The organism is Enterococcus sp. DIV1315a (assembly GCF_051712325.1).
GTDB classification, from domain to species: Bacteria; Bacillota; Bacilli; order Lactobacillales; family Enterococcaceae; genus Enterococcus; species Enterococcus faecalis.
This window is the reverse complement of sequence record NZ_JBIOOS010000001.1, coordinates 890,733-917,417: the sequence shown is the minus strand read 5'-3', so window position 1 is coordinate 917,417 and position 26,685 is coordinate 890,733. Positions and strand designations below refer to the sequence as shown.

The window sequence follows — 26,685 nt, the reverse complement described above, 5'->3', positions numbered from 1 at the left end:
CTTTCTTAGTCTTCCCGTGGTTTTCTTGGTGGACGTGTTCCCCAGTATTGGAATAAATCTGTTCGTAAGGCTCCGTTGTAAAGCTTCCGTTTTTTAGTAGCTTTGGCACCATAATATTCTTCAAAAGCAAGATCACTCGTCAGTATATACTTGCTCCAAGTAGTTAACGGACGGAAAACATGGCCCATTTCTTTATACAAACGACGAACACTTTCCTCTTCTCCTAAACGCTCACCATAAGGCGGGTTAGCTACCATTACACCATATTCCTTCTCGGTTGTAAAATCTTTTAAGGCCAATTGTTTAAAGGTAATTGAATCACCTAAACCAACTTCCTCAGCATTCGCCCGTGCGACTTCAATCATTCGTCCATCAACATCTGAACCACAGATATCTAATTCAACATCGTAGTCTGCCTTTGCCTCGGCTTCGTTACGTACTTTTTCAAAAATTGCTGGATCAACCCAATCCCATGTTTCACAAGTGAAACTACGATTAAAGCCAGGGGCAATGTTATGGCCAATTAACGCTGCTTCAATACAAATCGTTCCAGAACCACAAACTGGATCATAAAAAGGACGATCTTTGCGCCAATTGGTCAACATCACTAAAGCAGCTGCCATGTTTTCCTTAAGAGGTGCGCCCCCCTTTTCAATGCGATAGCCTCGTTTAAATAAACTTGGCCCAGTCGTGTCCAACGTCAACGTCACTTTATCTTTTAGCAGAGCCACTTCTAATTTAAACAAAGCTCCTGTTTCAGTTAAGGGCACCGTCGCTGGACGATGGTAAACTTCTCTTAAACGGTTAACAATGGCTTTTTTGGTGATGGCTTGGCAATCAGGAACACTATACAATTTTGACTTAATTGATTTACCTGCAACTGGAAATTCTGCATCTAAAGGCAAATAATCTTCCCAAGGAAGTGCTTTAACTTTTTCAAATAATTCATCAAAACTATAGGCGTTAAATTCGCCAACGACGATTTTAATCCGATCTGCTGTCCGTAGCCATAAATTGGCAGTAGCAATTGTTTCAACAGTGCCTTCAAAGACGGCCCGGCCATTTTCTACTTCACAGGGAATACCTAAATCACGCAATTCTTTTCCAACTAATGCTTCTAAGCCACTAGCAGCCGTTGCAACAAGTTTGAATGTTTTTTCTTTCGTCATAAAAACTCCTTCTTGACTCTTTTTTATTGTCTGGAGCTAACAGTCCTGCCGACTACTGCTCCGCTTGTTTTTTATAATTGTCCGCTTTCTCTGAACTAAACGGTCCTGTCCCGGCCTCTTTAGAACAGACAGCTTACTACTTTTATCTCAGTTTCTTTATTTTAACATTTTTTTATTCTTTTCGTAAAAAAAGCCTTCACAACTACGTTGGAAGGTCTTCCTGAATTACTTGTAATTTTCTATAAGCCATGTTCTGTATCACCAATTCTTCAGGAAAAATTGGTGACGGTCATCATCTATCTGCAGAGTAAACTCTGCCTCTTCTACTCGTTCATTTCCTTTAGAAGAGCGCCCCTACCATTGTTTGGGTTGCTCGCTCGAGGGGTTTACCGCGTTCCACCGATGGAGTTTCCCACATCGCTTCGTCACTGTGGCACTTTCAAGGATACTTTGACATAGTCGAAACCTTAGTCATTTTTCCTGCCGTTACTCTAAAAGAGTACCTTAGCTTATGATTTCGCTAAGCACGAACACTACAAGCATCTCAGCTTGTGCGAGCATGGACTTTCCTCAGCTTGCAAAAGCAAACCGCGATCACCCGAAAATTACAAATCTGTTTAAACGAACAGCAAAAATTTATACACTAAAACAAGTGTCCGCTATTCTAACAAATGCTTTCTGTTCCTCGTGAAAACTTGACTTAAATTGTCTTGTTAAAATTGACGTGTTTGTGCATTATCAACATCATGATTCGCTGGTTCTGCAGGCATTGACGGTGCAGAAGGCGTTACAGGTGTTGAAGGTGTTTCATCTAACTTTTTACCAAAAACTTCACGCTCTAAGTTTGATAAACGTTTTAAAATATCAAAGTTGGTCACTGCTGCACTTTTTGGTACTTCTTGAGCAACACGAGGCGTTGGTTGGGCTTTTGATAATTGGTCTAATTTTGCCATTAAGCGGCTGTTTTCTTCTTGCAAGCTTAATAATTCTTTATTATAAGCTTCGTAGTCTTTAATGACATTGTCTAAAAATTCGTCTACTTCAATTGGGTCATACCCGTTCATCATTTTCGTTTTAAATTCTTTTTGTAAAATGTCTTTAGGACTATATACTAAATTTGCCATGTTTACACCTCATTTGTTTATTTACGATAGAAAATTTCATAGTTCCACAAATACTATTGTAACGAAAAATAGCTAGAAAATCAAACAGATTCTCTAATCAATCACCGAGTTTTGTAAATCATCCATTGTAATTAAGCGAATATCATAGGGTTCTCGTTCCGAAAAATGTTGTGCGTCCTTTAAAAAATACTCCGTTTTGCCAGGGTACTCTTTGTCATAAATAAGTAAGCTGCCCCCAGAATGTTCCAAAAGAAATTTTGTATGCATTTTTAATTGTGCTGGCGATTGATAGGGCTGGTGACTTACTGAGTTGATATAATCAGCCAAACTTTCCGCTTTCGTTAACAGTTCTCGATTTTGTTCATTCCAATTATTGCCAAAGTCTTTAAACGGATAAAGTAAACCTAGCTGAACTTCTGGATATTCCGTTTTTAATTCCCCAACTACTTCAGCTGTCCAAAGTTCAACACCTAAATTGCCAGAAATCAAAATCCATTCTACTCCCGTTTCAATATAACTGGCTAACTCTTTTTTTAAGACATTTTTAATAACTGTGATTTTCGGGTCTTTTCCTTGAAATATCCCCAATTCAAAGCTGCGATAACCGGTGACATAGAGGGTTTTTATCATTTCCATAAGTCATCCCTTTTCTTTCAGGTCTTTTTTTTGGTATAATACAGGCTAGGAGTGTGATAAACGTGACGTTCCATTATCCTAACGGAATACCTTATAATCATCATGAAGCACAATCACCAAAAAAACAAGTAAAAAAGAAACGCCCCGTTGAATTTGGTAATCGTGGGATGGATTTCGAAGAAGCGATCAATCAAAGCAATCAATATTATCTATTGAATAAGCAAGCAGTCGTTCATAAGAAACCCACTCCTGTTCAAATTGTTAAAGTAGATTATCCCAAACGAAGTGCGGCTGTTATTAAGGAGGCCTACTTTAGACAAGCTTCAACGACTGATTATAACGGTGTATATCAAGGCCGTTACATAGATTTTGAAGCGAAAGAAACGAAAAACACCACGTCCTTTCCCTTTAAAAATTTTCATCAACATCAAATTGATCATATGGAACAATGTATAGCACAACAAGGGATTTGTTTTGTGCTATTATGGTTTTCAAGCTTAAAACGCTGCTTCTTTTTTAGTGGTGAAAATCTAATAACGCATTGGAAAAACCAAGCAGTTACTGGAAAAAAATCTATGCCGCTTGCACTCATCGAGAAAGAAGGAATTGAATTATCTTTTGGAATCGCACCGCGAATCCCTTATCTCGACGCAGTGGAACAATATATTCAGACACACTAGATTCATAAAGTTTTGAAAGTATAACAAAGGAGTTGCTATTTATGCCAACCTCAAATTCAGGCTCGCGAGCTGCTAGACATGCATCCAACACCTCATCGAAGTCGAGTTACAAGAAAAAGACACAACCGCCGAAAAAGAAAAAACGGCTTGTTTTAAAAATCTTTCTTGGCTTACTTATCGCTGGGATGGTCGCTTTTTTAGCAGGCGTTGGTCTTTTTTGGTTCTATGCACGACAAGCCCCAAAATTAGAAGATGACAAACTGAATGCGACAGTTTCATCGAAGCTTTACGATATTAATAATGAAATTTTTGAGGATTTAGGCGCAGAAAAGCGTGAATTAATTCAACCAAATGATGTGCCTCAATTATTAAAAGATGCCATTGTTTCTGTCGAAGACCGTCGTTTCTATAAACACATTGGTGTGGATCCGATTCGGATTATCGGTTCTGCCCTTTCAAATGTCAAAAATGGTGGATTACAAGGCGGAAGTACCTTAACCCAACAATTAATTAAATTGTCCTACTTCTCTACAAAAGAATCTGACCAAACCTTGAAACGGAAAGCACAAGAAGCATGGATGGCTGTTCGTTTAGAACGTGAAAAATCAAAAGAAGAAATTTTAACTTACTACATTAACAAAGTCTACATGGCGAATGGTTTTTATGGAATGGAAACAGCGGCTGAAAATTATTATGGTAAACATTTATCTGAACTTGATTTACCACAAACGGCCCTACTGGCAGGAATGCCACAAGCGCCAAACTCATACGATCCCTATACAAAACCAGATACTGCTAAAGAACGCCGGGATGTTGTACTCTACACAATGTACGACAATAAAAAAATCTCGAAAGCAGAGTACGAAAAAGCCAAAGCTACCCCAATCGATGAAGGCTTAGTGCCATTAAAAGCCAGTGATGACAATCGAAAAGTCGTAGATAATTACGTCAAAGAAGTAATCAATGAAGTGAAAGCAAAAACTGGTAAAAATGTTTACACAGACGGACTAGATATCTACACAAACTTAGATATGAATGCCCAAAAACAACTTTACGATATTGTCAACAGTGATCAATACGTTGCGTTTCCAGATGATAAAATGCAAGTGGCTTCAACCGTTATTGATGTTGCCTCTGGACAAGTCCGAGCACAAATTGGTGGTCGTCACATTCCTGATGATGTGCAATTAGGAAACAATTTAGCTGTTAACACCCAACGTGATGTTGGTTCAACCGTGAAACCAATCATGGATTATGGTCCCGCAATTGAGAATTTAAATTATTCGACAGGTCGCCTCATGGTGGATAAACCAACGAAATATCCTGGTACCGACATTGATGTCTTCAACTCTGATTTAACATATCAAGGCGTCATTACTATGCGCCGTGCGATTATGGGTTCTCGTAACACAACCGCGGTCCAGACGTTTGATGAAGTTGGTAAAGAAAACATCATGCCTTTCATTAAAGGACTAGGAATTGACTATAAAAACTTAGAAGCGTCAAATGCCATTTCAAGTAACACAAGCGATGTAGATGGCGATAAATACGGGATTTCCTCATTGAAGTTAGCAGCAGCTTATGCGGCTTTCGCCAATAACGGGATTTATAACAAACCGTATTACGTAAACAAAGTCGTTTTCAATGATGGAACTAGCGTTGATTATCAACCTGATGGCAAACGTGCAATGAAAGACTCTACCGCCTATATGATGACGGATATGTTAAAAGATGTTTTAAACGGCGGAACAGGATTTAACGGCGCCATTCCAGGCTTAATCCAAGCGGCCAAAACAGGGACTTCTAACTATACTGATGAAGATTTAGCGCGAATGGGCACAACAGAAAAAGGAATTGCCCCGGATAGTACCTTTGTTGGTTATACAACACACTATGCCGTTTCTGTTTGGACTGGATACAATGATCGAAATACACCAATCTATCAAGAATACTATGGGATTGCCTCGGATGTTTATCGTGAAATAATGAGTTACTTGTCTCAAAATGTTTCAAACGATGACTGGGTGCAGCCAGACAGTGTTGTGCGGGTAGGTAATGAATTATACGTGAAAGATGCCTATGAGGTACCAAATGTACAAGTTTTACCAAGTACTACCTCTTCAGCACCACAGCCGGAATCTAGCAGTACGGTGGAATCCTCTTCCACAAAAGAAGCGGAAAGTTCATCAAGTTCTAGTTCAGAAAGTGCGCCTTCTTCCTCTGAAGCGCCACCATCAACCGAACAACCGGCAAGCTCTTCCTCAGCAGAGCAACCGGCAACATCGGAACAACCACCTGAACCTTCAAGTTCTAGTTCACAAGAACCACCGCAACCACCTGAAAGTAGTTCTAAACCAGATGAAAATAAAGCTGCATAAAAAGTACGGGGCTCATGATGAGCCCCGTACCTTTTTTAGAGTAAAAATGGACGAAGTGAACTGAATCACTTCGTCCATTTTTGCTTATTTACTTTCTTTATTTGCCAAAGCTGCACCAACAAATCCTTTGATTAAGCGTTGTGGGCGATTTGGACGAGAAATTAATTCTGGGTGGAATTGACAAGCCACAAAGAATTGTTTTTCAGGAATTTCAACAATCTCAACTAAACGATTATCTGGTGAAACTCCAGAGAAAACTAAGCCATTTTCTTCAAATAATTGACGATATTTATTGTTAAATTCATAACGATGACGGTGACGTTCTTGGACAACATCTTCATTTCCGTATGCTGCCGCAGTTTTCGTTCCTTTTTTCAATTTACATGGATATAAACCTAAACGTAGTGTGCCACCTAAATTCTCAATGTTTTCTTGATCTGCCATTAAATCAATAATGTTATTTGTCACGTCAGGGTTAGTTTCTGCAGAACCAGCATCTTCTAAGCCAACAACGTTACGACCAAATTCTACACAGGCCATTTGCATACCTAAACAAATACCAAGGAATGGTACGTCATTTTCGCGAGCAAAACGAATCGCTTCAATTTTTCCTTCAATTCCACGATCACCAAAACCACCAGGAACCAAAATACCATCTGCTGAACCAATTCTTTCAGCGACATTTTCAGCAGTTAATTCTTGTGAATCAACCCAATCAATTTCGATATCTGAATCAAAATCAAACCCAGCATGTTTTAATGCTTCTACAACAGAAATATAGGCATCTGGTAATTCAACATATTTACCAACCAGCGCAATTTTTGTTTTCTTTTTCAAGTTAAGAACTTTTTCTTCTAATGCACGCCACTCAGTCATATCTGCAGCCGGTGCGTCCAATTTTAAATGATCACAAACAATTTGATCCATGTTTTGTGCTTGAAGTGCTAATGGAATGGAGTATAACGTTTCAACATCACGAGATTCAATTACCGCTTCCGGATTAACATCACAGAATTGTGCTAATTTGTTTTTAGTGTTTTGAGAAACAGGTAATTCCGTACGGACCACTAAAATATTTGGTTGAATCCCTAAACTTCTTAATTCTTTGACACTATGTTGTGTTGGTTTAGTTTTCATTTCGCCAGCCGCTTTTAAGTAAGGAATCAAGGTTGTATGGATGTACATTACGTTGTCACTACCCATATCAGCTTTCATTTGACGCAATGCTTCTAGGAAAGGTAATGATTCGATGTCGCCGACAGTACCACCTACTTCTGTGATAATCACATCGGCATCTGTCATTTTCGCTGCACGCATGATTTTTTCTTTGATTTCATTGGTAATGTGTGGAATAACTTGCACTGTTGCACCTAAGTATTCCCCTTTACGTTCTTTACGTAAGACTTCTGAATAAATTTTCCCAGTGGTTACGTTTGAGTATTTATTTAAGTTAATATCAATAAAACGTTCATAGTGACCTAAGTCCAAATCTGTTTCGGCACCATCATCTGTGACAAAAACCTCTCCATGTTGGTAAGGACTCATTGTCCCCGGATCCACATTAATATATGGATCGAATTTTTGAATCGTTACTTTTAATCCACGATTTTTTAATAATCGTCCTAAAGATGCTGCGACAATCCCTTTTCCGATAGAAGAAACCACGCCACCTGTAACAAAGATGTATTTTGTCATAATAGTTAAAAACCCTTTCTTTGATAATATTTTGTAGAGAGAAGTAAAACAACTTTGAGACTCTTACGTTTCTCCAAATAAAAAAGAAACAAAAATAGAAAAGCTCCCTATCCATTACGAATAGGGAGCTTGTAAGTTCGTTCAAACTTCTGACCTTCTTAAAGGTGCCCAAGTAGTATAATACAAGCAAACGGACATCAGGTCAAGTACTTCTATTCAAGAAAATAATTTTTTCTATTTTCTCATTTTTCTTAAGCATTCAACTAAAAAGCTTGACTCCTTCTTAGGAATCAAGCTTTTTGGTTTCTTACTCTTCAGAATATTCGTCATCAAAATCGTCTTCATCTTCAACATCATCGTCATCAATGATTGTTAAATCTTCTTCGATTTGTGGAATGTCTTCTTCATCATCGTCTGAATCTGCACCAATCTCTTGTAAGTCAGAGTTGTATGCTTTGATTTCTTCATCTTCATCTTCTTCATCATCGTACAAGATGTCTTCTTCATCATCATTTGTTAATTCAGCATCTTCTGGATCGTCATCGTTATAGTCAATTACATCTTCATCGTTTGGATTAGTGATGAAGGCATTTACTTTTTTACGTTTTCTACGACGTGGTGCATCTTCTTCGTCTTCTTCCAAGCCATGTGTAACTTCTTCATCGATTGAATCGATTGGATACCATGAACGTAAGCCCCAACGATTGTCTCCCAATGAGATAAAGCTACCGTCGATGTTTAAATCTGTATAAAATTGTGCTAATTGGTCACGAATTTCACTATCAGACTTGCCAAGATAATTTTGGATTTGGTTAACTAAATCAGAAAAATCCATTACATCTGCATGTTGTTCTAAAATAGCGTGTGCTACTTCAATCATGGATAATTCTTTTTTGTTTAACCCTTCAAATACATTAATTTCCAAGAGGTACACGTCCTTTCACAGTCTACTCCTTATCATACAAAAACATTGAAAAAAAATCAATTCTATTCTGCAATATTTATGCAGTAAATTCTAATTCTAAATGATATTCTCCGATTCGCTCTGTTTGAGAGTATAAATCATAATCAACTAAAATCTTACCAGACATTGGTTGATCTTTTAAACTAACACGCAAATTATGGGTAAACGTACTAATCTGTAGCAAGCCATAAGGGGTTCGATAACTTGTATCTAATTTTTCCTGATAGCCAAATCTTAAACGCATCCGTAATTCACCGGCACGAATCAGCTGAACATGCCCGTCTGGTTCAATTTTAATGGTTACGGGGGTTGGCTCTGTATCCTCTAATAATTCTTCTTTGTAACGAATGTATAATGTATCACCCATTTTTACTAATTGACCTTCTAAGTCAAAGAAAAAATCTTTTTGTTCGTTGCCTTGTTGGACAATCGTTTTTAGTTGAATCGATACAGGAACGCCTGTTGATAAATCCATAATGGTCACTCCTTTTCCAAAATATAACTTTCTTATTGTTGACTTTTTCAATATATTTGTCAACTAAAGTCAATTTTTCCTTGTTTATGTACCTTTTCTTATTGTATAAGCTCTTTTCACGGGTTGCAAGCATTTGTTTCATCTATTTAATAAGAAAACCGTTTACTATTTTAGAGAATTCCTTCAGAATTCGTTTATATAACATGCTTTTTTGCATTTTTTGTATATAATATAAGAGAGAGTAAGAAAATAAACGTATTAAATGACGTAATTATAAATAGACAGGACGTTTTTTATGAGCACAACTTTTCCCCTTCACACTGAATCCTTTATGCTCCTTGATTCAGGTTGTTTAACAAACAGTGACTATTTTTTACCTTTTGCCTTGACCGATGTTTTAACCACTTTTTCAGGAATGCAGCACCAACCAATCATTCATTTCTGGCAATTGGATCAAGCAATGATTCTTGGCATGAAAGATACCCGTGTACCACATCTAAAAGAAGGCATCGCTTCTCTGCAAGAAAACAATTATTCTGTAGTCGTTCGCAATGCCGGCGGTTTAGGGGTGATTGCCGATTCGGGTATTTTAAATGTTTCACTTATTTTACCAAATAATTCTGAACACAAATTAAGTATCGATGCGGCTTATGAATTAATGTGGGCTTGGCTCCGTCAGAGTTTTCCGGAGAAAGAGATTGACGCCTTTGAAATTACCACATCCTATTGTCCCGGTACTTATGATTTAAGTATTGGCGGTCAAAAGTTTGCTGGGATTGCCCAACGACGCGTCAAAGACGGCATTGCTGTCATGATTTACATCAGTATTAACGGCAATCAACTTGCTCGTGGAGAAGTGGTTCGAGACTTTTACCTTGCTGGTTTACAAGAACAATTTGGTGAAAATGGCTATCCACCCGTTGATCCAGCAGTGATGGCAAATTTAGAAACCCTGATTGAGACTCCATTAACAATAGACGCCGTAAAAACCCGTTTAATCGAAGCATTACCTCAACAATTTGAAAAATCTATTGATCCAAACTTAACCGAACCAATTATAACCTCAGAATGGTTCCAAACAAATTTAACTGTCCAGCTGGAAAAAATGGCGCAACGAAACGCCTTAATTAAAGGAGAGATCGTATGACGATTCCGTATAAAGAGCAACGATTACCAATCGAAAAAGTTTTTCGTGATCCCGTCCATAATTATATTCATGTCCAACATCAAGTGATTTTAGACCTTATTAATTCTGCTGAAGTGCAACGATTACGTCGCATTAAGCAACTAGGCACTTCTTCTTTTACGTTTCACGGTGCCGAACATAGTCGTTTTTCCCATTCTTTGGGGGTTTACGAAATTACACGTCGGATCTGTGAGATTTTCCAACGTAACTACTCTGTGGAACGATTAGGTGAAAACGGCTGGAATGATGACGAGCGCCTGATTACACTTTGCGCAGCTTTATTACATGATGTCGGTCATGGTCCTTATTCACATACATTCGAGCATATTTTTGATACAAACCATGAAGCAATCACGGTCCAAATCATCACCTCACCAGAAACGGAAGTCTATCAAATTTTAAATCGTGTTTCGGCAGATTTTCCTGAAAAAGTCGCCAGCGTTATTACTAAACAATACCCAAATCCTCAAGTGGTGCAAATGATTTCTAGTCAAATTGATGCCGATCGCATGGACTATCTGTTACGTGATGCTTACTTTACAGGGACGGAATACGGAACTTTCGATTTAACTAGAATCTTACGTGTGATTCGACCATACAAAGGAGGCATTGCCTTTGCTATGAATGGGATGCATGCGGTGGAAGACTATATCGTTAGTCGTTACCAAATGTATGTCCAAGTCTATTTCCACCCTGTTTCTCGTGGGATGGAAGTGATTCTTGATCATTTATTGCATCGGGCGAAAGAATTATTTGAAAACCCTGAATTTGACTATGATTTACAAGCCTCTCTGCTTGTACCATTCTTTAAAGGGGACTTCACCTTACAAGAATATTTAAAATTGGATGATGGCGTCCTCTCTACGTACTTTACACAATGGATGGATGTGCCTGATTCAATTCTAGGTGATTTAGCCAAACGTTTCCTTATGCGTAAGCCTCTGAAGTCAGCCACCTTTACGAACGAAAAAGAGAGCGCAGCAACGATTGCTTATTTAAGGGAATTGATTGAAAAAGTTGGTTTCAACCCTAAATATTATACTGCCATTAATTCAAGCTATGATTTACCTTACGATTTTTATCGTCCAAATAAAGACCGTCATCGTACACAAATTGAATTAATGCAAAAAGATGGCTCATTAGTGGAATTGGCAACGGTCAGTCCCCTAGTTGCAGCACTTGCTGGTCAAAGTCAAGGAGATGAACGTTTCTATTTCCCTAAAGAAATGCTTGACCAAGGAAATAAAAAACATTACGATTTATTTGATGAGACGTATCGTGAGTTTTCAAGTTACATTCATAATGGTGCGTTAGTTTTAAAAAAATAGGTTTTCTAGGAGGATTCTATGTCAATTAAGTTAGTTGCTATTGATATCGACGGAACATTGCTAAATTCACAACACAAGATTACCCCACGGGTCAAAGAAGCGCTCCAAAAAGCAAATGAGCAAGGCGTTCGTATTGTTTTATGTACAGGCCGTCCTTTGCCAGGCGTGAAAGAACAATTGGATGAATTAGCCTTATATGGTGAAAATGATTTCGTGATTACCTACAACGGTTCGCTTGTCCAAGCAACCAAAGATAATGCGATTATTTCACGCTATACCTTAAGTTATGAGGATTTTTTAGAAATTGAAATGTATTCTCGTAAAGTCGGCGCTCACTTGCACACAATTGATGATTCCGCTATTTACACTGCCAATCGCAATATTGGTAAATATACGATTCACGAAGCATCTTTAGTGAACATGCCTTTGAAATATCGTACGGTGGATGAAATGACACCAGAGATGAACATTATTAAAATGATGATGATTGATGAGCCGGAAGTTTTAGATCCTGCCATTGCAAAATTACCATTACATTTTACCGAAAAATATACGACTGTTAAAAGTACGCCTTTTTACTATGAAATCATGAATAAAAATGCTAGCAAAGGCAATGCTCTAGCAAAATTGGCAGACCATTTAGGCTTAAATAAAGACGAAGTGATGGCCATTGGTGACAATGAAAATGACTTATCCATGATTGATTACGCTGGGATTGGTGTTGCGATGGGCAATGCGACAGAAAATGTTAAAACAATTGCCGATGTGCATACCACTAGTAATGACGAAGATGGTGTCGCTCAAATTATTGAAAAAATGGTTTTAATTTAAACATTCTTTTCAATAACAATAACCCTCAATCTAATCAACATAGATTGAGGGTTATTCGTTATTTTATGATGATGCCGCTAGCCATTTTTCAACGGCCCAGCGGTGGCTTCCTCTTTTTAATAAACGGACTGCTTCTTCTGGTGCAACCCAATGTAAAGTATTGGTCCTTTCTAGGGGTTCGCTAAGTTGCCGCCAAGTATTCGCTACATAAAAATATCCAGGATTATAATAGGCAGTTTGGCGATGGTTCGAATAAAAATATTCATCAGCTTCCCCTAAATAACGGCCAATTTCTACACTAATTCCCAATTCTTCTAGCACTTCTCGATGGATCGCTTCTTCTTTCGTTTCGGTGCCTTCAATTTCGCCTCCTGGTAAAAAATAAGCTCCATTTGGCGCTTGTACCAGAACCATTGTGTTATTTTCTGGCTTTGAAACAATAATGTATGCAGCATATCTTGTTTGATAGGTCAATGTCTCTTCTCTTTTTCCAAACGTTGGCGTTTTCATTGGCGCACCTCTTCTCTTTTCATCTATTTTACCTGAGAAATTCCTTTAGAACAAGTCAGAAACCAAGCGTTTTTCTCTACATTTCACGTTTATCTATGCTACTATTAACGTTGGAAATATAATTAAGTTTGAAAGGGAGTTTTTAACTATGAAAATGGCTCATACATGTGTGCGTGTAAAAGATTTAGAGGCATCATTAGATTTCTATCAAAAAGCCTTCAATTTTGAAGAAAGTCGCCGTCGTGATTTTCCAGAAAATAAATTTACTTTGGTTTATTTAACTTTACCAGGAGACGACTACGAACTAGAACTAACTTATAATTATGATCATGAAGCATACGATTTAGGAAACGGTTATGGTCATATCGCCATCAGTACAGATGATTTAGAAGGATTACACGAAAAACATCAAGCGGCTGGCTTAACTGTTACTGACTTAAAAGGCTTACCTGGAACTGCACCATCTTATTACTTTGTTGTCGACCCAGATGGTTATAAAATCGAAGTCATTCGTGAACGTTAAAAAGTTTCACTTGTTCACTTACTGAGCTTTTTGTGTTTGAGAGCTGTCCGAGACAAAACTTGTCTCGACTTCTTCTCAAACACTTTTTTCAAAAAAAGTGCTACAATAGAACGTATGAATTTATTGAGGATGTGATGTTATTATGACAAAAAAAATTATTGGAATCGCTGGCAATCAACTTTTGCAGGCAGCTGAAGTGTTTCACGGTAACCAAGTGACTTACACCCCACAAGGTTTTGTTAGCGCTGTTCAAGCCGCAGGTGGCGTTCCTCTCGTTTTGCCAATTGGCCCCAAAGAATTAGCCGCTACGTATATACAACAAATTGATAAACTACTTTTAGCAGGCGGTCAAGATGTTGCCCCTGAATTTTACGGACAAGAACCCCATATAAAATTAGAAGAAACGAATCGTGATCGTGACGAGTTTGAGTTAGCCCTAATTGAAGAAGCCTTAAAACAAAACAAACCTATTTTTGCGGTTTGCCGTGGAATGCAATTAGTCAATGTTGCTTTAGGTGGCACATTATATCAAGATTTATCGATGTATCCTCAATGGTCAGTTAAGCACGGACAACAACCCACTCAACCAATCTTTGCGACGCATCGTATTGATGTTGAACCAGACAGTCAATTATCAAACATATATGGTACAACTGGTCAAGTCAACTCGTACCATCACCAAGCACTACATACTTTAGGAAAAGATTTACGCGTTACTGCTTGGTCCTCTGATGGCCTTGCAGAAGCAGTGGAATCAACAAATGAACAGCAGCCTTTATTAGCTGTTCAATGGCATCCTGAACTAATGTACGCACGTGATGCCAAATCCCAAGCACTCTTTAACTACTTTGTTCAAAAATTATAGTAAAAACGGAGGGACGTCTTTCGCCCCTCCGTTTTTACTTGCTATCATACTTAAAAATCAAAATTATCTGGATCTGCACCAAAACGATGATCCTTATTTAACTGATTAATTGCGGTTATTTCTTCTGGTGTTAATTCAAAATCAAAGACAGCAAAATTTTCCTGAATTCTTTTTTCGTGAACAGATTTAGGAATCACGATAATATCATTTTGTAAGTGCCAACGAATAATCACTTGGGCCGCTGATTTACCATATTTTTCACCAATTTTCACTAGTACTGGTTCAGATAATAAATTACCTTGTCCTAGAGGAGACCAAGCCTCCACGGCAATCTTATTTTCGGCTAAATATTTTCGTAGCGGTTCTTGTGTTAACGTAGGATGTAATTCAATTTGATCCACCATTGGCACAACATTTGCTTCTGTTAATAAATCTTCCAAATGATGTTGATGAAAATTGGAAACGCCAATTGCTTTGGCACGACCACTTGCGTAAATTTCTTCTAATGCTTTCCATGATTCTTTATATTTACCAGCAACAGGCCAGTGAATTAAATATAAATCAACATAGTCTAACCCTAATTTTTCTAAGCTTTTATCAAACGCTTTAATCGCATTTTCATAGCCTTGATCTTCATTCCATAATTTCGTCGTCACGAAAATTTCTTCGCGGGGAATACCCGATTGACGAATGCCTTCGCCCACCCCTGCTTCGTTTTTATAAACGGCTGCCGTATCAATCAAGCGATAACCCGCTTCTAAAGCCCATTTTACTGAATTTGTTGCTTCTGAGCCATCTTCTACACGCCAAACACCTAAACCTAGGCGTGGCATTTCATTGCTGTTTGCTAATTTTTTTGTTTTATCCAAAGTCATGTGTTTCTTCAGTCCCTTCATTTTCATTACTTTTAGTATACTACGCATTCTTCTTTCACGAAACAATCACGACTCGTCAGGTCATTTTCTTTATTTTCAATAAATAACGACGCCAATAGGTCAGCACTCCGATTAGTGCCACAACTACAATTGTTCGACCGCTAACGCTTCCAATCCACAGTTTAACTGCAAGTAACCAGATACAAAAGAGATAAACACAGGACCAATTAAAGGAAACTTTCAATGTACATGATTCCGCAATTTCGATTATCTGACTACTAAAAAAACGACTCCCTAATCGTAAAGCGACTGGATTATGGAAGATGAATGTTCGTCGCTTGTCAGCCGTTAAGCGAGTAGCACATCGCTCATCAATAAAAATTGTTACAGGTAATTTAGAAAGTAAATCATTTTTTGCCCATTCAATTGAAACTTTCACGCAGCACTCACAACCTTTAACAAAATTATAAAATATATTATTTATTTACAAAATTATAACATTCCTAAAAAAACATGTTAAGTCTTAAAAAAAACTTTCTATTTTCTTCCCCTTTCGCCGAGAGATTTAGTATACTAAAAGAAGAAATTTTAGAGAAAGTTGGATTTTTATGTTGATACTTGGTTTAGCCAGTACTGAAACAGTCGATTCTTCTGCTCCTGATTTAGCAGAAGCGACCGTAAAAAAAGTGAGCGCGCTACAACGCTTTTGGAACAATATTAATTGGGATGCCATTGTCGCTACCTTAATTGAAAAAAGTTTATCAATTTTATTTTTAATTTTTCTATTTTTTATCATTCAGCGAATCGGGAAATATTTAATTGATCGCACCTATGCAAATTATAGTAAAAAGCAACATTTTAGTGAAAGCCGTTTAAAAACGTTACACACTTTAATTATTAATGCATTTCAATATACGCTGTTCTTTTTCTTCATCTATTCTCTTTTGACCATTGTCGGTGTGCCTGTTGGCTCATTATTAGCCGGAGCGGGAATTGCCGGTGTTGCCATTGGTTTAGGGGCTCAAGGATTCATGAATGACTTAATTACCGGATTTTTCATTATTTTAGAACAACAAATGGATGTAGGCGATTATATTCGCTTATTGGCGTTAAATATTGAAGGAACTGTTACTTCTGTCGGATTACGAACCACTCAAATTAAAGCGGTTGATGGAACTGTTCATTTTATTCCAAACCGAAACATCACCACAATCAGTAACCTGTCTCGTGCCAATATGCAAGTGTTAATTGATGTCCGCATCAATCCTGAAGAAGGTTATGAAAAAATTTGTGAAGTGATTACAGAAGTCAATGAAACGTTAAAAGAAAAGTATATCGAAAGTATTCAAACTGGGCCAGATATTTTTGGTATGGTCGATTTAGGCAATGGCAACTTTGCGGTGCGAACGACCATGTATGTACTAAACGGCAAACAATTTGCGGTCAAAGAAGAATTTCTAGCCCAATATATCAAAGCATTAACAGAGGCCGGCTTTACGATTCCCAATACGCCCATTATTGCAAAATAAAAAACAGCCACCAGATATTTATTAGTTATCTGGTGGCTGTTTTTCTAATTGTCCAATGATTTTAAAAACCCACTAACTGCCTCCACTCCAAACAATAACGCCTCTTCGTTGGGTTCAAACTTAGCAGAATGAAGGCTGTAGGGACTTGCCACGCCTAACCAAAACATCGTGCCTGGGACTTTAGACAATAGATAGCCAAAATCTTCACCTGTCATTGCAACCGGTGCTTGTTGAAATTGAACTGTTGCTTGTTTGCTTATATATTCAATAAAATTCGTGGTACATGCGGGCTCATTCACTACAGGTAAATACCCTTTCTGATCAAGATGAACAGTTACTTCACATTGAAAAGATTGCGCAATACCTTCACTAATTTCGCGAATTCTTCGCTGCGTTTGTTCATTAGTTTCTGCTGTCAATGTGCGAATTGTACCAGATAAAGTTGCTTCTTCGGCAATCACATTGCAGGCAGTCCCTGCATGAAAAGTCCCAAAAGTAACGACTGCCCCGACCACAGGGTCAACATTTCGACTAACGATCGTTTGCGCTTGCTGAATTAAATTGGTAGCCGCCAAGACCATATCATTTGCTTGATGCGGAAAAGCCGCATGTCCACCTTTTCCTTTTAAGGTAATGTTCACTTCACAAGTGGCAGCAAACAATGTCCCTACTCTGGTACTAATAGTTCCGACTGGCAAATCAGGATTAACATGAAGCGCATAAAATTCATCAGGTAACCACTCACCAAACGCGTGGTCTTCATACATCAACATCCCCCCTGCTTCATTTTCTTCAGCAGGTTGAAACAAAAATAAAAAGTTATTGTCTGGTTGCTGTTGACTTAATTCTTTCAAAACCCCTAAGCCGATTGTCATGTGAAAATCGTGCCCACAGGCATGCATAAACCCTGGTCGTTTTGATTGAAAAGCAGAAACCACTTCCTCTTGAATAGGCAAACCATCAATATCAGCACGCCAGCCGATGGTTTTCTGAGGATTTTTGCCTTCTATGAAGACTAAAATCCCCGTTTGCCATGTTCGAACTTGCAGATAAGGTTGCTTCATTTTATCAATTTCATTAAGTAAAAAGGCTTGTGTTTCCTTTTCTTCTAAACCGATTTCAGGTATTTGATGTAGTTGCCGTCTAATCGCAATTAATTCTTCTTGCTCCACAAAAGCCACTCCTTCATTTTTGGGGTAATCGAAAGCCGCCATGAAGAAGTTTCTTCATCGCGACTGACTAATTTATTTTTAGAGTTTACGTAATTCTTCTAAAATCTCTGTTTTACTCTTGGTTTTATCATCAATTTGTTTAATTACTTTTGCTGGCACTCCTGCGACAACGGTATGCGCTGGAACGTCTTCCACAACTACTGCCCCAGCAGCCACAACGGCACCTTCACCAACACGAACCCCTTCTAGTACGACCGCATTCGCTCCAATGACAACCTCGTTTTCAATAACCACAGGTGCGGCACTTGGTGGTTCAATGACACCAGCTAAAACCGTTCCTGCGCCAATATGACAATGCTTCCCTACAGTTGCACGACCGCCTAAAACAGCGCCCATATCAATCATAGTCCCTGCACCAACGACGGCGCCAATATTTAGAATAGCCCCCATCATAATCACCGCTTGATCGCCAATTTCAACTTTTTCGCGAATCAAAGCACCTGGTTCAATCCGAGCATTAATGTCTTTCAGATCAAGAAAAGGAATTGCTGAGTTACGTGCATCGTTTTCTACAACATAATCCTCAATTTTTTCTTTGTTTGCTTCTAAAAAAGGTTTTACGTCAGCCCAATCGCCAAACAATGTCCCAGTTTTACAATTATTAAAGACCTTAATTGTTTCCGGAAACGTGACTTCTTTTAATTGCCCTTTCAGTGTTACTTTAACAGGTGTTTGCTTTTTGGCATCGCCAATATACTGAATAATCTCATATGCGTCCAATCACAGCACTCCTTTACTTCGTGTTATCATACAGAATAACGCATTTATGAGAAAAAAGTAAAGAGTTTCTTGCGTTTTATTTAAATTACTTTCATTTCTTCTTCTGATTTAGGCAGAACAAGATGATGTTTTTCTAATTCATGCGCCATATGATTGACCGCTTTTAAAATTTCTTTGCGTGTAATGATACCTTTAAAGCGTTGATTATCATCAACCACTGGTAAAAAAGAAGCATCTACTAATAAATGTAACACTTCTTCTAAATCCCACGATTCACCAATTACAGGAACATTGACTTCCATTACATCGGCCACAGTAAATTCATTCAATTTTTCAAAATCCACTGAAGTCAAATCAAACATTTTATCTACAACGTCTGTCAAGCCGATTAAGCCAACAAAGCGATCTCCCTTATCTAACACAGGAATCTTGGAATAGCGAACTTTCGATAAGACTAATGCCGCGTGACTTAAAGGATTTAAACACATTACATTGGCGACATTTTCGGCAGGTACTAAAAACGTTTCTTGTTTTTCTAATAATAATTCTTTTACAGCAGTCCCTATCATGATTGGGTTGCCTCCATTTCTAATTCTTTAACACGTAACTTATTGTACCTAATTCTGCGGAAAAAGTCTTGGAATTCGCAAATTCTTCATAACTTAACAAACGAAAATTAACGTTTTGTTCTATTCTCCCCCAAAATAAGAGAACGCTTTCTTAAAAAAACAAAAACTTAGTTGTCCCATAACAGACAACTAAGTTTTTATAAAAGACCAATTAATCAGTCAATTATCCTTCTTTTTCACACGTTTCATCACAGCCATTACTGACCATAATAAGCGTAAATCCCATGTTTTCTAAGATAGTGTTTATCCAATAAAAAATGATCAATTGGTTCAACAGCTGGGTTAATTATTTCCGTCAAACGTGCCATTGAACAGATTTCATCTAAAATCAAGCTGTTTTCAACTGCTTTTTCCGGAGTCATTCCCCAAGTAAATGGGCCATGTCCATAAACTAGCACTCCTGGAATTGCTAAAGGATCTAGTTCTTGTTCATGAAATGTTTCAACAATGACTTTGCCAGTCTCTTCTTCATAGTTTTCTTTAATTTCACTTTCAGAGAGCGCTCTTGTGCAAGGTACAGCGCCATAAAAAGCATCCGCATGGGTGGTACCGTAAGGAGGTAAGGCTCGCCCTGCTTGAGCCCATGTAACACTATTCAGGGAGTGCGTGTGCGCAATCGCTCCAATTTCTGGCATTTTTTGATAAAGATAAAGATGCGTGGGTAAATCAGAAGACGGCTTTAATGCATTGGTTTCCAATAGTTGTCCGTTTAAATCAGTCACTACCATCTGTTCCTTGGTCATTTCTTGATACTTGACGCCGCTTGGTTTAATTACGATAATCCCTAATGACCGATTGATTTCACTAACATTGCCCCACGTTAATTTGACTAAGCCCAGTTTTGGCAAAGCCAGATTCGCTTCATAAACACGTTGTTTCATTGCTTGGATGATCGCTTTATTGTTCATAATAACCCACCTCTGCTAATTTGGGATAGAGATACTGCTGCGCGGCTTGAATTTTTTCTTGAAAATTCAAATCCGTTTCATTCCACATTTCAATTAAAAAAGGACCACTATAGTTTAACCGCTTGAGTGTTTTCAATAAGCCTGTAAAATCAACACAGCCTTCTCCAAAAGTAACTTCCCGAAACTTCCCTTCAAATGTGTCTGTTACAGCGAAGGTATCTTTTAAGTGAATAGCAGCGATTTCAGCAATTCCCTTTTCAAGCTCAACCGCCGGATTATTTTCCGGCCAAGCAGACAAATTACCTAAATCAGGATAAACATGCAAAAAAGGAGACGGAATTTGTTCCTTAATTTCTAGAAATTTTTGTATGCTATTCATAAAAGGGTCATCCATAATCTCAACAGCCAGAATGACACCGTATTGTGCAGCTTCCTCAACGCCCTTTTTCAGACCTTGAAGAAAAAATTCCCTTGTTTCGGCAGTTTTTTCTTCGTAAAAGACGTCATAGCCAGCTATTTGAATTACCCGTATGTTTAATTGATGAGCCAAACGAATCGCTTGAGATAAAATTTTCCGCCCTTTTTCACGTATTTCTTTATTTAAAGAGCCTAAAGGAAACCGCCGATGACCACTTAAACACAAAGAATGGATAAAAAAATCTTCTTTCACCATTAATTGATAAAGTTCTTGTAACTGGCTTGGTGTCCAAGCCAATCGTGCTAAACGTTCATCGGATTCATCAATTGACATTTCTAAAAAATCAAACCCTAACTTTTTGGCCCATGTTAATCGTTCTGCCCAAGTTAAATTTTGCGGGAGTGCTTTTTCATACAGTCCAATTCGTGCCATTTTATCACTTCCAAATCTGATCGATTTTTTTTTGAAAATCTTTGGCTGCTTGTTCAGGATTTTTTGATTCAGTAATCCCACGGCCCGCAATAAATGTTGCAACTGCCATTGTTCGAAACAATTCAAGCGTTTCGACAGTTAAACCACCTGTGACGGACACTTCAAAGCCTAAGTCAATTAGTTCTTGAACTTTATTCAAATCTTTCTCTCCCCAACTGCCGCCAGCTAAAAGAGCATCTCTACTTTGATGATAAATCACCTGATTAATCCCTAATTCTCGCCATTGTCGAGCTTGTTGCATTGTCCAATTTCCATATAGTTCTACTTGTAATTCTCGGACTTCTTTTTGAGCTGCAGCCATCGTTGGCAAGGTGGCGCAACAAATGACCGTCATGAAATCAGCGCCTGCTTGTGCGACATTACGAGCAACTGTACCGCCCGCATCAGCACATTTTGTATCAGCAACAATTGTCTTATTAGGAAACATGCGTCTTAAACAACGAATTGCTTTTTGGCCTTCTTGTAAACACAAAATAGTGCCAACTTCGATAATATCGACAATTTCTCCGACTTTCATACAATCTGCTAAAGCGTCTTCTAAGCTATTATGATCTAAAGCGATTTGTAAGTTTGGTCTTTTCATCTTTCCCACCCTTTTATTCAGATTTTTGATAACGATCTGAAGCCATATATTTTTCTTGAATTTCTTTTGCAGACATTACATTTTTAATGCCAATCACTGTGACTCCACGTTTTTCTGCTTGCTGAAACATTTGTAAAAAATTGACTGGAGTAAAAACAACGTCGTATTGGCTAGCAGAGCTTTTTCCTTCTGAAATGGCGCAATGATGAATTTTTGTAATCGGTACGCCTAGTTCTTTCATTGCTTTTTCAACACTCCGCATCATCATTAGACTCGTGCCAGAACCATTGGCACAGGAAACAAGTATTCTCATTTTAAATTCCTCCTTTAATTCTCTTGAAATTTTTTAGCATATTGTTCATAATCATTGACAATCATAAAGTAACCTTCTGGATTTTTCCGATACTGAAGTTGCGGAATTATTAGTAACCCAATCACCACCACTGCTACGCCAACATAGCCTAGAACTTTCATAATGATTGTAAATAACGGCCAAGCTGTTGCCCAATCGAACATGCCCAAATAACCGCCATATTGAGATAATCCAATCCATGTAGCAAATAAAGCTGAGCCACCTACTTGGATTAAACCTGAAAGGAATGGGAATAAACAAGCAGCTTTTACTCCGCCACGATTATTTGCATAAACAGCTATGACAGCGTTATCAAAAAACAATGGGATAAAACCCGCAATAACGATTGTCGGAGACTTTAATAGAATCAGTAAGCCAATCATTAAAAACTGGCCTAATGCGCCAAAGAGAAACCCAATTGTTACTGCGTTGGGCGAGCCAAATCCGAAAGTCGCTGCTACATCAATCCCAGGAACAGCGCCTGGTAAAATGGTATTTGAAATCCCTTGGAATGACTGCGTCAACTCGTCGACAAAGGTTCTAACGCCTAATTGTAAGATAGCTAAATAGACAGCAAAATTTAATGAAGTGGTCATGATATAAAAGAAGAAACTCTGCCCTTCTTGCATAAATTTAGCTTGAATTAAATAATCTTGTCCCAAAACAAGCAAGATAATGCCAAAGAAAAAGAGCATCAAAATGGACGTAGCAACCATATTTTCATTAAAAATGGATAGAAATCCTGGTAATTCAATATCTTCCAATTTTTTATCGACCTTCTCTGAACGATGTTTCTTTTGATCACGTTTTTTCAACCATTCTGCTAATTTTGCAAAAATAAATATGCCAAACATTTGTTGATGGGCTACCGCAAAACCAGCACCTTCTGTTAATTCCTGCGTAATCCCTACCGTTAAATTTGAAGCAACTGCCCAATAACACCCAAGAATTAAGCCCATAAAAATTAGTACTTCGATTCTACCTAAGTTAGGAAAACAAAAGAGTAAAATCCAGAAAGCGGTAGCTGCTTGTTGAATCTGAACATTCCCTGTTGTAAAAACGGCTCTCAATTTTGTATATTTTTGAAAACGAACCAACAAAATATTCATAATAAATGCGATCAATAACAAAATCATCACATCACCAAAGGTTCGTCCAAAGGTTTTCATCAATCCGGCATCGACTGCATTTTGCCCAAAATATGGATCGGTAACCATTGCCTGTAAATTAAATCGCTCTTTCAAGCCTACTAGAATAGGGCGAAAATTATTAACCAAACCACCAGAACCAACACTCAAAATAAAATAACCAACTGTCGCTTTCAGAAAACCTGCTAAACATTCATAAAAGGGCCTCCGTAACAAGAGATAACCTAATAACACGATGAAACCAATCAAATATGCTGGCTGTGTTAAAACGTTCGTAGCAAAATAAGTCCAACTATTTAACAAGAACTCCCCCATTGATTTTTCCCCCTATAATTGATATTTCTCCATAACTTCTTTAAAATCCATTGGCGTGTTTGTTTCTAACAAGTCAGCAATCACGCCATCCGTCATCAATAAATCCATCAATTGCTGAATATTTTCAATATGTTCGACAGGATTTTGGGCTGCCAATGTAAAAAATAATGTTGCTGTTTTTGCTTCTTGATCGCCAGCAAAAGTGACTGCTTGCTTAAATTTTGTAAAAGAAATGGCCGTTCCAAAAACACCTGCGCTTTCCTCTGATGAATGTGGCATGGCTACTTCAGGAGCAATGATGATATAAGGTCCAAACGTTTCGACACACTGAATAATCTCATCGACGTAACTCTGATCAATGATGTGTTTTTGGAGTAAAATCAAACAACTTTCCTGAATCGCCTCTTGCCAACTAACCGGTTCTTTATCAGGGTAATGAATAAGCTCTTGCTCCCAAAAATAAGTTAACATTGTACATCCAGCCTTTCTTACAAGAATGAAGGAAATGGTGTATCATTTTCTTTAACAAAAACATCATCAAAGCCACGATCAAAGTTAAATTCTAAGTTATCTTTGTCATCTGGATAAACAAATTTGCCACCCACTTGCCAAATATATGGTTTAAATTGATAATGTAAACGATCTTTTTTAAATTTCCAAATTTCCATGATTTCTTTTGGATCCGCCATAAAATTAGACCAAATATCATAATGAACGGGAATGACTACTTTCGCATTTAAAGATTCGGCCATTCTCAACATATCAACAGAAGTTATTTTATCTGTGATACCGCGAGGATTTTCGCCATATGCTCCTAAGCAAACATCAATTGCATATTGATTACCATGTTTCGCAAACAAGTTAGAATAATGAGAGTCTCCGGCGTGATATACCGTACCACCTGAGGTTTCAAATAGATAATTGACAGCTAGTTCATTCATGTCCTGAGGCATTTTACCTTTAAATGTATTTTCAGGATCATCAGAAGTAATTAGCGCGGTTCGATCAAAAGCTTCCAAGGCCACTACATTCACATCATTCACTTTTATTTCTTGACCAGGCTCTATAACCCGTGTTTTTTCTGCCGGAACACCCCAACGCTGCCATGTTTTCACTACTTCTTTTGGACCAATAAATAGAGCCTTAGGACAATTTTGATGAACAGCAGCAGCTGTGTGAATATCCAAATGGTCTGAATGAATATGTGTGACAACTAAAGCATCTACCTCTTTTATTTCAAAAGGATCAATCACAAAAGGTTGTGTTCTTAAATTAGGTTGCATTTTTTGGCAACCACTCATGCGCATCATTTGATGGCCATTTTTCATTAAGCCGTTCCCGTGCGTTTGTTTTCCTGTTCCACACCATAAATCACATAAAATATTCGTGTTCTCATGCGTTTTCAGCCAAATGCCTGTACAACCAAGCCACCAAAGTGCAACCGTTCCTTGAAGCACATTTGTCTGATTAATTTCTTCGTTTAAATAAGTGCCCCATTCTGGAAATGTCGCCTTCAACCAACTTTCTTTTGTAATTTCATGAATCGATTTGCTCATGCTACCACTCCTCTTCTCAAATGATTGTGTTATGCTTTATAAGAAAATCATAGCCGCAAAAAATCACAATGAAAACCCTTTTATATGATTGTTTGCACTTTTAATGATTCTTTTACGTGTTTTGTTTTCCTATGAGTTATACTATTTCATGGGGGACCATGTCCAAAAAAATAACTAAAGGAGGTTGTATTACTTGAAAAGTTCATTAGAAACCATTGAAAAAAGGCAACAAAACATTCTCGCACTGCTGCAAAAAAACAAACAAATGACTACCTATAAATTAGCAGATGCTTTAAATGTTTCCTTAAGCACAAATCGTCGTGATTTAAATGTCTTAGAAACTAAGAATGACATCATTCGAAAATATGGGTATTGTATTTACAACGACCAAAATCAGAAAGACTTTGATCAATCAGGACCGGAGTTATTAAAACAAGCCATTGCTCGTGTTGCTTGTAGCTATCTAAGCGATTATGATACCGTTTTCATTAATTCAAGTTCCACTGCTTTGAATATTCTCCATTATTTAAAGGCCGATCATCTGACCATCGTAACGAATAATTTAAAAATTGCCACCAAGCCTCATGTTTCTCAATACAATTATATTTTGACCGGAGGCGAATTACGTTTTCCTAAAGAAGTTCTGGTAGGAGATATTGCCATTAACACAATCACCGCAACGCATGCCGATGTTTGCGTAATTGGCTGTAGCGGGGTCAGTTTAGAACATGGCGTCACTACAAAAATTTTCAATGAAGCAAAAATTAATGAGCTTATGATAAAACAAACAACAAAAGTAAAAATTCTGGTCGCGGACCATCGAAAAATCGGCTTGACATCTAAATTTAAAATTGCTGATATTACCGCTTTTGATTGTTTGATTACAGACAAACATTGCTCATCAACTTTAATTACAGAACTTCGTAAGACCGGCTTAAAGGTTATCCAAGTCGACTAAAAAAAGAGCGTAGGACAAAAATCTCTTTTGGATTTTTGTCCTACGCTCAAAATCTGATAAATAAAAAAGTAGCACTTATTTCTTAACATTCACTTACTTCGTAAATGTTGCCTTTAATCGTTCCAACGGTTGGTGCTCTTTGTTATAATACTGAACGAGATATTGTTCAGGTGTACTTTCAATTATGGTATATGTTTTCTCTTGAACTGGTCCACGAGGTAAACGAATACTTCCCGGATTAACAAAGAGAATGTTATTGTGTCGCTCTGCACCGAGTACATGAGTGTGACCAAATAAGGCAATTGTCGCTCCTGCTTCTTCCGCCTGTAAAGCAAGTGTCGTGAGCCCCATTCTAACATTGGCCAAATGACCATGTGTCATATAAATAACTTGATCTCCCACTTTTTTAGTCACAGTTTTGGGAAATTCATCATAAAAATCACAATTTCCTTGGACTACAATGAATTTTTGCCAAAGTTCATCTGTCGGTTCTAATTCAGAATCACCACAGTGAAAGAGTGCATCGACTTGTCCTTCATAATGATTCACTAAGTCAACTAAACAGTCACGGTCGCCATGATTATCGCTTACTACCAAGATTTTCAT

General features: G+C 37.8%; 29 protein-coding genes and 1 other RNA gene. 9 read left to right on the top strand and 21 right to left on the bottom strand.

What is annotated here, in order from left to right:
* Positions 1-5 precede the first annotated feature (5 nt).
* The 4 genes from IGJ03_RS04460 to IGJ03_RS04445 all read right to left on the bottom strand — a co-directional run bounded on the left by IGJ03_RS04460 (position 6) and on the right by IGJ03_RS04445 (position 2,929).
* Entirely contained in the window at positions 6-1,169 is a 1,164-nt protein-coding gene (locus IGJ03_RS04460) for a THUMP domain-containing class I SAM-dependent RNA methyltransferase (RefSeq protein ID WP_002357989.1), read from the bottom strand.
* A 237-nt stretch (positions 1,170-1,406) separates the two neighbouring features.
* Positions 1,407-1,775, bottom strand: an RNA gene (rnpB, locus tag IGJ03_RS04455) — RNase P RNA component class B.
* Between the two features lie 107 nt (positions 1,776-1,882).
* Positions 1,883-2,293, bottom strand: coding sequence for a cell division regulator GpsB (gpsB, locus tag IGJ03_RS04450; protein WP_002363721.1), 411 nt, complete (start codon positions 2,291-2,293; stop codon positions 1,883-1,885).
* Positions 2,294-2,386: 93 nt separating this feature from the next.
* Positions 2,387-2,929: a DUF1273 domain-containing protein gene (locus tag IGJ03_RS04445; RefSeq protein ID WP_002369608.1), complete on the bottom strand. Its 543-nt coding sequence runs from the start codon at positions 2,927-2,929 to the stop codon at positions 2,387-2,389.
* Positions 2,930-2,991: 62 nt separating this feature from the next.
* Between IGJ03_RS04445 and recU the strand changes: the two genes are divergently transcribed.
* On the top strand, positions 2,992-3,609 hold the full coding sequence (gene recU / locus IGJ03_RS04440) for a Holliday junction resolvase RecU (protein WP_002388848.1): 618 nt from the start codon (positions 2,992-2,994) through the stop codon (positions 3,607-3,609).
* A 41-nt stretch (positions 3,610-3,650) separates the two neighbouring features.
* Complete coding sequence (locus IGJ03_RS04435; RefSeq protein WP_010825146.1) at positions 3,651-5,987, top strand: PBP1A family penicillin-binding protein; 2,337 nt, start codon at positions 3,651-3,653, stop codon at positions 5,985-5,987.
* Positions 5,988-6,071: 84 nt separating this feature from the next.
* Here the strand turns inward: IGJ03_RS04435 and IGJ03_RS04430 are convergent, their stop codons facing one another.
* The 3 genes from IGJ03_RS04430 to IGJ03_RS04420 form a co-directional block, all read right to left on the bottom strand.
* Positions 6,072-7,682, bottom strand: a complete 1,611-nt coding sequence (locus tag IGJ03_RS04430; RefSeq protein WP_002357995.1) for a CTP synthase — start codon at positions 7,680-7,682, stop codon at positions 6,072-6,074.
* Between the two features lie 307 nt (positions 7,683-7,989).
* Positions 7,990-8,607 carry a DNA-directed RNA polymerase subunit delta gene (gene rpoE / locus IGJ03_RS04425; protein ID WP_002357996.1) on the bottom strand — a complete coding sequence of 206 codons (618 nt, stop codon included), beginning with the start codon at positions 8,605-8,607 and terminating at the stop codon, positions 7,990-7,992.
* 76 nt (positions 8,608-8,683) lie between these two features.
* Complete coding sequence (locus IGJ03_RS04420) at positions 8,684-9,121, bottom strand: DUF1934 domain-containing protein (RefSeq protein WP_002382132.1); 438 nt, start codon at positions 9,119-9,121, stop codon at positions 8,684-8,686.
* A gap of 331 nt (positions 9,122-9,452) precedes the next feature.
* Here IGJ03_RS04420 and IGJ03_RS04415 point away from each other — a divergent pair, with 331 nt between their 5' ends.
* From IGJ03_RS04415 to yidA, 3 genes are read left to right on the top strand one after another with little or no spacing between them, the layout of a single operon-like run.
* Entirely contained in the window at positions 9,453-10,268 is an 816-nt protein-coding gene (locus IGJ03_RS04415; RefSeq protein ID WP_375804723.1) for a lipoate--protein ligase family protein, read from the top strand.
* On the top strand, positions 10,265-11,635 hold the full coding sequence (locus tag IGJ03_RS04410) for a dNTPase (RefSeq protein ID WP_002357999.1): 1,371 nt from the start codon (positions 10,265-10,267) through the stop codon (positions 11,633-11,635). The genes IGJ03_RS04415 and IGJ03_RS04410 overlap by 4 nt, the downstream gene beginning before the upstream one ends.
* 18 nt (positions 11,636-11,653) lie before the next feature.
* Entirely contained in the window at positions 11,654-12,466 is an 813-nt protein-coding gene (gene yidA / locus IGJ03_RS04405) for a sugar-phosphatase (protein WP_002358000.1), read from the top strand.
* Between the two features lie 63 nt (positions 12,467-12,529).
* Here the strand turns inward: yidA and IGJ03_RS04400 are convergent, their stop codons facing one another.
* The gene (locus tag IGJ03_RS04400; protein WP_002397797.1) at positions 12,530-12,976 is read right to left on the bottom strand and encodes an NUDIX hydrolase; all 447 of its coding nucleotides are present in this window, start codon (positions 12,974-12,976) and stop codon (positions 12,530-12,532) included.
* A gap of 148 nt (positions 12,977-13,124) precedes the next feature.
* Between IGJ03_RS04400 and gloA the strand changes: the two genes are divergently transcribed.
* Positions 13,125-13,499, top strand: a complete 375-nt coding sequence (gene gloA / locus IGJ03_RS04395) for a lactoylglutathione lyase (RefSeq protein WP_002358003.1) — start codon at positions 13,125-13,127, stop codon at positions 13,497-13,499.
* A gap of 142 nt (positions 13,500-13,641) precedes the next feature.
* Positions 13,642-14,364, top strand: coding sequence for a gamma-glutamyl-gamma-aminobutyrate hydrolase family protein (locus IGJ03_RS04390; RefSeq protein WP_002358005.1), 723 nt, complete (start codon positions 13,642-13,644; stop codon positions 14,362-14,364).
* Between the two features lie 50 nt (positions 14,365-14,414).
* Here the strand turns inward: IGJ03_RS04390 and IGJ03_RS04385 are convergent, their stop codons facing one another.
* Positions 14,415-15,287 carry an aldo/keto reductase gene (locus IGJ03_RS04385; protein ID WP_375804680.1) on the bottom strand — a complete coding sequence of 291 codons (873 nt, stop codon included), beginning with the start codon at positions 15,285-15,287 and terminating at the stop codon, positions 14,415-14,417.
* A gap of 28 nt (positions 15,288-15,315) precedes the next feature.
* Positions 15,316-15,678: a hypothetical protein gene (locus IGJ03_RS04380; RefSeq protein WP_002358008.1), complete on the bottom strand. Its 363-nt coding sequence runs from the start codon at positions 15,676-15,678 to the stop codon at positions 15,316-15,318.
* Between the two features lie 169 nt (positions 15,679-15,847).
* Here IGJ03_RS04380 and IGJ03_RS04375 point away from each other — a divergent pair, with 169 nt between their 5' ends.
* Entirely contained in the window at positions 15,848-16,768 is a 921-nt protein-coding gene (locus IGJ03_RS04375) for a mechanosensitive ion channel family protein (protein WP_002382128.1), read from the top strand.
* A 44-nt stretch (positions 16,769-16,812) separates the two neighbouring features.
* Here the strand turns inward: IGJ03_RS04375 and IGJ03_RS04370 are convergent, their stop codons facing one another.
* From IGJ03_RS04370 to ulaG, 10 genes are all read right to left on the bottom strand, one after another.
* Entirely contained in the window at positions 16,813-17,982 is a 1,170-nt protein-coding gene (locus tag IGJ03_RS04370) for an N-acetyldiaminopimelate deacetylase (protein WP_002393436.1), read from the bottom strand.
* Between the two features lie 36 nt (positions 17,983-18,018).
* On the bottom strand, positions 18,019-18,720 hold the full coding sequence (dapD, locus tag IGJ03_RS04365) for a 2,3,4,5-tetrahydropyridine-2,6-dicarboxylate N-acetyltransferase (protein WP_002358012.1): 702 nt from the start codon (positions 18,718-18,720) through the stop codon (positions 18,019-18,021).
* A gap of 80 nt (positions 18,721-18,800) precedes the next feature.
* Positions 18,801-19,289, bottom strand: a complete 489-nt coding sequence (gene cbpB, locus IGJ03_RS04360) for a cyclic-di-AMP-binding protein CbpB (RefSeq protein WP_002382126.1) — start codon at positions 19,287-19,289, stop codon at positions 18,801-18,803.
* Between the two features lie 257 nt (positions 19,290-19,546).
* Complete coding sequence (locus tag IGJ03_RS04355) at positions 19,547-20,257, bottom strand: L-ribulose-5-phosphate 4-epimerase (RefSeq protein ID WP_202522445.1); 711 nt, start codon at positions 20,255-20,257, stop codon at positions 19,547-19,549.
* Complete coding sequence (locus tag IGJ03_RS04350; protein WP_375804679.1) at positions 20,247-21,107, bottom strand: L-ribulose-5-phosphate 3-epimerase; 861 nt, start codon at positions 21,105-21,107, stop codon at positions 20,247-20,249. Before IGJ03_RS04350 ends, IGJ03_RS04355 begins: the two co-directional genes overlap by 11 nt.
* Positions 21,108-21,111: 4 nt before the next feature.
* Complete coding sequence (locus IGJ03_RS04345) at positions 21,112-21,750, bottom strand: 3-keto-L-gulonate-6-phosphate decarboxylase UlaD (RefSeq protein WP_202242421.1); 639 nt, start codon at positions 21,748-21,750, stop codon at positions 21,112-21,114.
* A 13-nt stretch (positions 21,751-21,763) separates the two neighbouring features.
* Positions 21,764-22,063, bottom strand: a complete 300-nt coding sequence (locus IGJ03_RS04340; RefSeq protein WP_002358018.1) for a PTS sugar transporter subunit IIB — start codon at positions 22,061-22,063, stop codon at positions 21,764-21,766.
* 14 nt (positions 22,064-22,077) lie between these two features.
* Positions 22,078-23,565, bottom strand: coding sequence for a PTS ascorbate transporter subunit IIC (locus tag IGJ03_RS04335; RefSeq protein WP_002366460.1), 1,488 nt, complete (start codon positions 23,563-23,565; stop codon positions 22,078-22,080).
* A gap of 12 nt (positions 23,566-23,577) precedes the next feature.
* A complete protein-coding gene (locus tag IGJ03_RS04330) occupies positions 23,578-24,036 on the bottom strand; it encodes a PTS sugar transporter subunit IIA (protein ID WP_375804678.1) in 459 nt (152 codons plus the stop codon).
* A 17-nt stretch (positions 24,037-24,053) separates the two neighbouring features.
* Positions 24,054-25,121, bottom strand: a complete 1,068-nt coding sequence (gene ulaG / locus IGJ03_RS04325; protein ID WP_002360582.1) for an L-ascorbate 6-phosphate lactonase — start codon at positions 25,119-25,121, stop codon at positions 24,054-24,056.
* Between the two features lie 193 nt (positions 25,122-25,314).
* Here ulaG and IGJ03_RS04320 point away from each other — a divergent pair, with 193 nt between their 5' ends.
* Positions 25,315-26,079: a DeoR/GlpR family DNA-binding transcription regulator gene (locus tag IGJ03_RS04320; protein WP_438711080.1), complete on the top strand. Its 765-nt coding sequence runs from the start codon at positions 25,315-25,317 to the stop codon at positions 26,077-26,079.
* Positions 26,080-26,172: 93 nt separating this feature from the next.
* Here the strand turns inward: IGJ03_RS04320 and IGJ03_RS04315 are convergent, their stop codons facing one another.
* Positions 26,173-26,685 carry a metallophosphoesterase gene (locus IGJ03_RS04315; protein WP_010819914.1) on the bottom strand — a complete coding sequence of 171 codons (513 nt, stop codon included), beginning with the start codon at positions 26,683-26,685 and terminating at the stop codon, positions 26,173-26,175.

Excerpts from the sequence above, each read along its gene's own strand:
- IGJ03_RS04460 (WP_002357989.1), bottom strand. The coding sequence starts at position 1,169 with ATGACGAAAGAAAAAACATTCAAACTTGTTGCAACGGCTGCTAGTGGC.
- gpsB (WP_002363721.1), bottom strand. The coding sequence starts at position 2,293 with ATGGCAAATTTAGTATATAGTCCTAAAGACATTTTACAAAAAGAATTT.
- IGJ03_RS04445 (WP_002369608.1), bottom strand. The coding sequence starts at position 2,929 with ATGGAAATGATAAAAACCCTCTATGTCACCGGTTATCGCAGCTTTGAA.
- IGJ03_RS04435 (WP_010825146.1), top strand. The coding sequence starts at position 3,651 with ATGCCAACCTCAAATTCAGGCTCGCGAGCTGCTAGACATGCATCCAAC.
- IGJ03_RS04430 (WP_002357995.1), bottom strand. The coding sequence starts at position 7,682 with ATGACAAAATACATCTTTGTTACAGGTGGCGTGGTTTCTTCTATCGGA.
- IGJ03_RS04420 (WP_002382132.1), bottom strand. The coding sequence starts at position 9,121 with ATGGATTTATCAACAGGCGTTCCTGTATCGATTCAACTAAAAACGATT.
- IGJ03_RS04415 (WP_375804723.1), top strand. The coding sequence starts at position 9,453 with ATGCTCCTTGATTCAGGTTGTTTAACAAACAGTGACTATTTTTTACCT.
- IGJ03_RS04410 (WP_002357999.1), top strand. The coding sequence starts at position 10,265 with ATGACGATTCCGTATAAAGAGCAACGATTACCAATCGAAAAAGTTTTT.
- yidA (WP_002358000.1), top strand. The coding sequence starts at position 11,654 with ATGTCAATTAAGTTAGTTGCTATTGATATCGACGGAACATTGCTAAAT.
- IGJ03_RS04400 (WP_002397797.1), bottom strand. The coding sequence starts at position 12,976 with ATGAAAACGCCAACGTTTGGAAAAAGAGAAGAGACATTGACCTATCAA.
- gloA (WP_002358003.1), top strand. The coding sequence starts at position 13,125 with ATGAAAATGGCTCATACATGTGTGCGTGTAAAAGATTTAGAGGCATCA.
- IGJ03_RS04390 (WP_002358005.1), top strand. The coding sequence starts at position 13,642 with ATGACAAAAAAAATTATTGGAATCGCTGGCAATCAACTTTTGCAGGCA.
- IGJ03_RS04385 (WP_375804680.1), bottom strand. The coding sequence starts at position 15,287 with ATGCGTAGTATACTAAAAGTAATGAAAATGAAGGGACTGAAGAAACAC.
- IGJ03_RS04375 (WP_002382128.1), top strand. The coding sequence starts at position 15,848 with ATGTTGATACTTGGTTTAGCCAGTACTGAAACAGTCGATTCTTCTGCT.
- IGJ03_RS04370 (WP_002393436.1), bottom strand. The coding sequence starts at position 17,982 with ATGGCGGCTTTCGATTACCCCAAAAATGAAGGAGTGGCTTTTGTGGAG.
- cbpB (WP_002382126.1), bottom strand. The coding sequence starts at position 19,289 with ATGATAGGGACTGCTGTAAAAGAATTATTATTAGAAAAACAAGAAACG.
- IGJ03_RS04355 (WP_202522445.1), bottom strand. The coding sequence starts at position 20,257 with ATGAACAATAAAGCGATCATCCAAGCAATGAAACAACGTGTTTATGAA.
- IGJ03_RS04350 (WP_375804679.1), bottom strand. The coding sequence starts at position 21,107 with ATGGCACGAATTGGACTGTATGAAAAAGCACTCCCGCAAAATTTAACT.
- IGJ03_RS04345 (WP_202242421.1), bottom strand. The coding sequence starts at position 21,750 with ATGAAAAGACCAAACTTACAAATCGCTTTAGATCATAATAGCTTAGAA.
- IGJ03_RS04340 (WP_002358018.1), bottom strand. The coding sequence starts at position 22,063 with ATGAGAATACTTGTTTCCTGTGCCAATGGTTCTGGCACGAGTCTAATG.
- IGJ03_RS04335 (WP_002366460.1), bottom strand. The coding sequence starts at position 23,565 with ATGGGGGAGTTCTTGTTAAATAGTTGGACTTATTTTGCTACGAACGTT.
- IGJ03_RS04330 (WP_375804678.1), bottom strand. The coding sequence starts at position 24,036 with ATGTTAACTTATTTTTGGGAGCAAGAGCTTATTCATTACCCTGATAAA.
- ulaG (WP_002360582.1), bottom strand. The coding sequence starts at position 25,121 with ATGAGCAAATCGATTCATGAAATTACAAAAGAAAGTTGGTTGAAGGCG.
- IGJ03_RS04315 (WP_010819914.1), bottom strand. The coding sequence starts at position 26,685 with ATGAAAATCTTGGTAGTAAGCGATAATCATGGCGACCGTGACTGTTTA.